Below are 5,410 nucleotides of genomic sequence, written 5' to 3'. Positions count from 1 at the left end.
GTGGCCGAGTGGGTGGGTACGGCGAGGAGTGCGATCCCGACCACGAGGGCGGTCACCGCGCCGATACTGAACGTCCTGCTGATCTTCCTGGGCGCGCGCGACAGCGCACGGATGCACGATCCGATCATTCGAGGTTCCCCCGATGCAGCGACACCTGCGAAGGTGGACCTGTCGGATTCGGGCTGCTGATGCCCGGGCGCTGGAATACCTGTGTTCCGTTTGCGCCTTCACCCCAAGCCGGTCGGCCTTGTCTCTGGCTCCCGGCGTACTGCTCGGCTCCCCCGCGCCCGCCACCCTGGTTGGTTCGGTTCTCCTCCGGTTGTGACGGGCCTCGGCGCGACCGGAGCGGCCTCACCCTTCGGCGAGGACTGGATCCACTATGCAACGGATTCGGGCATTGATGGGGCTCTTATAGTAAAAAGTCGTGCCGTGTTTCTCTCGCTTGATCATGTTTGCGCTTGTTTGAGTATTCGATGAAGTGAGGTCTCGACTCGATCGCGACCACTTCGCGGACCGCAACGACGGCGCTTGCTAGGGTCAGGATCAGGTGTGCCGGGAAGTCTGGTCGGCGTGACTTTCTCGACCCCATTGAGCCTCTGGAGGCCCATCCGTGACCGACACCCGCAACCGCCTGTTCACCCGTGGATCGTGGTTGGAGACCTCGCGTACGGCCGAGATCCTCCGGGCCGAGACGACCGGCGGCGTGCTCCTCATCATCGCCGCGATCATCGCGGTCGTCCTCGCCAACAGCCCCTGGCAGGAGGCGTACGAGGCGGTCCGCGACTATCGCATCGGACCGGCCGCGCTCCATCTCGATCTGACCATCGGCACCTGGGCCGCCGACGGACTGCTGGCGATCTTCTTCTTCGTCGCCGGCCTGGAGCTCAAGCGCGAGTTCGTCTCCGGCGACCTGCGTGACCCGCGCCGCGCCGCTCTGCCGATCGCGGCAGCGGTCGGCGGGATGGTCGCGCCGGCGCTGGTCTACGTGGCCGTCAACGTGATCGGCGACGGCTCGCTGGCCGGCTGGGCGACCCCGGTGGCCACCGACATCGCCTTCGCGGTCGCGATCCTGGCGGTCATCTCCACCCATCTGCCGGCGGGACTGCGTACGTTCCTGCTGACTCTCGCCGTCGTCGACGACCTGCTCGGCATCACCATCATCGCGGTCTTCTTCACCTCCGAGCTGCACATCGGCTACCTGCTGCTGGCGCTCGTCCCGATCGGGCTCTTCGCGGTGCTCGTCCAGCGCCGCATCCGCAGCCCCTGGTTGCTCATCCCGCTCGCCGCGATCGCCTGGGCTCTCGTGCACGCCAGCGGCGTCCACGCCACCGTCGCAGGCGTGCTGCTCGGGTTCACCGTGCCGGTGATCGCCCGCAACCCGGAGGCCAAGCGCGGCCTCGCCGAGCACTTCGAGCACCTGGTCCGGCCGATCTCGGCCGGCGTCGCGGTGCCGATCTTCGCGTTCTTCGCCGCCGGCGTCTCTCTTGGTGGCTGGGACGGGGTGACCAGCGCGATGCGCGACCCCATCACACTCGGCATCATCCTCGGCCTGGTCGTCGGCAAGACCATCGGCATCGCCGGCTCGACGTGGCTGCTGTCCCGCTTCACCAAGGCGTCGCTGGACGATGACCTCGCCTGGTCGGACGTGATCGGGATGGCGATGCTGGCAGGCATCGGGTTCACGGTGTCGCTGCTGATCGGCGAGCTGGCCTTCCACTCCGATCCCAGCGCCCACGACCACATGAAGGTGGGCGTGCTCTTCGGGTCCGTCCTGGCCGCCGCGCTCGCCACAGTGGTGCTGCGCGCCCGGAACAAGGTCTATCGCCGCATCGAGGAGCTGGAGAAGATCGATGCCAACGAGGACGGCGTGCCGGACGTGTTCGAGGATGATGGCGGTCGGGACCGGTAAGGTCGGAGACGATCTCAACACACGTTTCAGCGAAGGGTTCCCATGGCAGTCGACATCGTGAAGTCCCCGGGTGACGAGGACCCGACGATCGGGAAGCTCGTCGTCGACGCCACCCGTGACATCTCCGAGCTCGTCAACAAGGAGATCACGCTCGCCAAGCAGGAGCTCAAGATCTCGGCGACCAACGCCGGTGTTGGCATCGGCCTCTTCGCCGCCACCGCGTTCCTGCTGGTCCTGGCCGTGATCATGCTCTCCGTCTCGGCGGCCTACTTCATCCACCTGACCGGCCTCGGCCTCCACTGGTCCTTCCTCATCGTCTTCGTCTTCTACGTCCTCATCGCCGCCCTGCTCGGCTACATCGGCGTACGCAAGGTGAAGAAGGTCAAGGCGCCCGAGAAGGCCATCGCCCAGGGCAAGGAGATCCCCAAGGCGCTCAAGGGCCAGCACTGACCCACCCCGCCGAGACAGTAGTTCTGGCGGCCGAGTCTGTAGTTGTGGGGGCCGAGTAGGTGGTTCTGGCGCCCCGGCCCGGGCCACCTGGTGTCCACAGGCAGTTTTCGGGTCAGGGTTATCCACAGCCGTCCAGAACTGCGGTGAATTTCGTACGCCGCGAGCGCACAGTGGCTCGCATGAACCTGTCAGTTGTCGGCGCTGCCTCGGCTCTGCCAGCACGCCCATTTACCGCCAGCGAGCTCGACGAGCTCTCCATCAAGAGGTACGACCTACGCGTCGCAGTAGAGCGCGGTGAGGTCCTGAGACCGTTCCGGGGTGTCTTCATCCCGACCGGGGTCGAAGACACCACCGAGACACGAGCGGCAGCGGTCTCCCGCGTCGTATCTCCGCACCATGTCGTCTCGGACCGCACGGCGGCATGGATCCATGGGGTCAACACCTACTCGCTCGGCGAACAGGCCCAGGCGCCAGCTGTCGAAACCTGCGCGCGTCGCGGCTACGCGCCGACGCGCCTGGAAGGGGTCGACGGCCGCTCGCGTGATCTCCTGGATCGCGACATCATGACGATCAACGGCGTCAAGGTCACGACCCCGGTGCGAACCGCGCTCGACCTCGGCTGCAATCTCAAGCGCCGCGAGGCCATGGCAGCCCTCAACGAGTTCGCTAAGGAGCACGGCGTCACGCGAGCCGCCCTCTACCAAGAGCTGCCTCGCTTCAAGGGTCGACGCGGTGTGGTCCAGCTTCGCGACCTCGTCCCCCTCCTCAATCGTCACGTCGAGTCCCAGCGGGAGTCCTGGACGTTGCTGGCGATCAGCGACGCCGGCCTGCCGCTCCCCGAGACCCAGGTCTGGGTCGAGGTCGACGGCATCCCGACCTATCGTCTCGACTTCGCCTACCGACTCGCCAAGGTCGCGATCGAGTACGACGGCGAGGAGCACGACGACCCGGAGCAGCGGATCTACGACGAAGAACGCCGCGGCTGGCTGGTCGACCACGGCTGGATCGTCATCATCGTGCGCCGCGGTGACTTCACCGGTGATCGCCTCGAAGCCTGGCTCCGGGAAGTCAAGGAGGCGCTCATCCCGACGTACTCCTCCCGACGGTTCTGACCGACGCTCCCGCAGCTTCACGCACTGCCGATTCCCAGTCGCGGCACGCCGAGTCGGTAGTTCTTGCTGGCCGAATCTGTAGTTGTGGGCGACGAAACTCGAGTTTCGTCGCCCACAACTACAGATTCGGCGTCCAGAACTACCGACCCGGCTCGACACTTCTACCGACTCGGCGTGCGTCTGTGTCAGCCGGCGCAGGCTCCGGTGTCGACCGCAGCGGTCTGGGTGCGGGCCTCGCGGGCGATCTCGATCACCTGGTCGGTGGTGAGGGCGTAGCCGGTCTCCGAGTCCGTGACCGAGGCAGCGAAGACGACGCCGACGACGTCACCCTCGGAGTCGACGATGGGGCCACCGGAGTTGCCAGGGCGGATGAGGCCGCGTACGGAGTAGACGTCTCGGATGACGGTGCCGATGCCGTAGATGTCGGGTGAGCGGAGGCGCTGCTCGGCGCGGATACGGCCGGGCTGTACGTCGAAGGGGCCGTCCTGGGGATAGCCCAAGACTGCGATCGGGTCCTCAGCGGCCGCAGAGCTGTCGAACTCGAGGCGATCCAAGTTGCCACCGCCCTTGAACTTCAGGACCGCGATGTCGATCTTCGGGTCGTAGTGGACGACCTTGGCGTCGTTGGCGCCATCGCCCACGATCACGTTGGGATCGTCGACACCGGCCACGACGTGGGCGTTGGTCATCAGGTAGCCGCGACCGATCACGAACCCGGTGCCCTCGACGCCCTTGCCGCACTCGTTGGCTCCACGGATCTTGAGGACCGACTCCCCGGCACGCACCACGTCGGGATCGGTGAGCATGCGACGCGGACCAGGCCCGACCTCGACGATCCGCTCACGGGCGAACGGCTCCAGGTAGCGAGGGAAGAACGAGGTGCCGACGACGTCGTTGAACGCGCTCAACGCACGATCGGCGGGGGACGGCATGATCGAGTCGACCTTCGCCAGGATCGCCGACCCGCGTACCGCCGGGGTCAGCCCGTTGATCTGGGCCCCCGACACCGCGACTCCGAGCGCCCAGGCGACGACCAGCACGGCGGCCGCGCTGAGCAGCGCTCCGCCGAGCGCATCGACGATCCGTGCGGGCTGCCAGGTGATCTCGTCGCGGACACGTACGCCGCCGTACTGCAGCACCGCCTGTCCGATGGACGCGCACGCGATCACGACGAACAGCGCGCCGAGCGAGACCCACAGCGACGGGGCTGCGCTGCCGAGCACCTTCGGCGCCAGCCAGATGCCGATGAAGCCGCCGAGCAACAGTCCACCGGTCGCGAAGGCGCCGGTGATGAAGCCCTGCCAGTAGCCCGAGAGCGCGTAGGCCGCGACGAGGACGATCAGGATCCAGTCAAGAAAATTCACGGCCGATTCCGTTCGCGTCCCTGCAGCATGTATTCGGGCAACTCCTTGATCGGGGCGTCCGGAATCTCCGTGATCCACCCGAGATAGGTGAAGAAGCGGCTGATGATTCCACCGGTGAAGCCCCAGAGGATGACATCCTTCTCCGGCCCGATCAAGAACGCGGGCATCAGCCAGTCCCGACGACCCGGTGCGCCCACCTGGATCCGGTGGGCCGGGTCCATGAGATCCGACAGCGGAACCCGATAGACGGCGTGCACCTCCTCCAGCGAACGTGTCGTGACCGGAGACGGCTCACGCCACCACGCGACGATCGGCACGACCGCATGGTTGGAGAACGGGATCCACAGCGCCGGGAGCCTGCCGATCACATCGACACCGGTCGGGTCGAGCCCGGTCTCCTCCCAGGCTTCTCGGAGCGCGGCCTCCTCGGCCGTCTCGCCAGGGTCGAGCCGGCCGCCGGGGAACGAGACCTGTCCGGGGTGAGAACGCATCGTGTGCGAACGCTCGGTCAGCAAGAGGTCAGGCCCGTCAGGCCCCTCCCCGAAGAGCATCAGCACCGCCGACTCGCGTGCGCT

At 66.8% G+C, this 5,410-nt stretch carries 6 protein-coding genes; 4 read left to right on the top strand and 2 right to left on the bottom strand.

The genetic code is table 11. The annotated features are described in order from the left end of the window. The 4 genes from IEY84_RS26885 to IEY84_RS26490 form a co-directional block, all read left to right on the top strand. Positions 1-189, top strand: a 189-nt coding sequence (locus IEY84_RS26885; RefSeq protein WP_229789050.1) for a hypothetical protein, incomplete at its 5' end; no start/stop codon positions are given. 421 nt (positions 190-610) lie between these two features. Next, the gene (gene nhaA, locus IEY84_RS26500) at positions 611-1,909 is read left to right on the top strand and encodes a Na+/H+ antiporter NhaA (RefSeq protein WP_183543106.1); all 1,299 of its coding nucleotides are present in this window, start codon (positions 611-613) and stop codon (positions 1,907-1,909) included. A gap of 42 nt (positions 1,910-1,951) precedes the next feature. Then, positions 1,952-2,359: a phage holin family protein gene (locus IEY84_RS26495; RefSeq protein ID WP_183543104.1), complete on the top strand. Its 408-nt coding sequence runs from the start codon at positions 1,952-1,954 to the stop codon at positions 2,357-2,359. Positions 2,360-2,538: 179 nt separating this feature from the next. Then, positions 2,539-3,471, top strand: a complete 933-nt coding sequence (locus tag IEY84_RS26490; protein ID WP_183543102.1) for a type IV toxin-antitoxin system AbiEi family antitoxin — start codon at positions 2,539-2,541, stop codon at positions 3,469-3,471. A 185-nt stretch (positions 3,472-3,656) separates the two neighbouring features. On the opposite strand, the gene IEY84_RS26485 is transcribed toward IEY84_RS26490, so the two are convergent. After that, positions 3,657-4,835, bottom strand: coding sequence for a MarP family serine protease (locus tag IEY84_RS26485; RefSeq protein WP_183543100.1), 1,179 nt, complete (start codon positions 4,833-4,835; stop codon positions 3,657-3,659). Continuing rightward, positions 4,832-5,410 (bottom strand): NUDIX hydrolase (locus IEY84_RS26480; protein WP_189129329.1); only part of this gene is annotated, 579 nt, incomplete at its 5' end. The genes IEY84_RS26480 and IEY84_RS26485, both read right to left, overlap by 4 nt.

Source organism: Nocardioides albus, assembly GCF_014648255.1.
Classification (GTDB): Bacteria; Actinomycetota; Actinomycetes; order Propionibacteriales; family Nocardioidaceae; genus Nocardioides; species Nocardioides albus.
This window is presented reverse-complemented; position numbering and strand designations above follow the sequence as displayed.

Bases quoted from the DNA above. Each gene is read 5' to 3' on its own strand.
- IEY84_RS26495 (WP_183543104.1), top strand. From the start codon at position 1,952: ATGGCAGTCGACATCGTGAAGTCCCCGGGTGACGAGGACCCGACGATC.
- IEY84_RS26490 (WP_183543102.1), top strand. From the start codon at position 2,539: ATGAACCTGTCAGTTGTCGGCGCTGCCTCGGCTCTGCCAGCACGCCCA.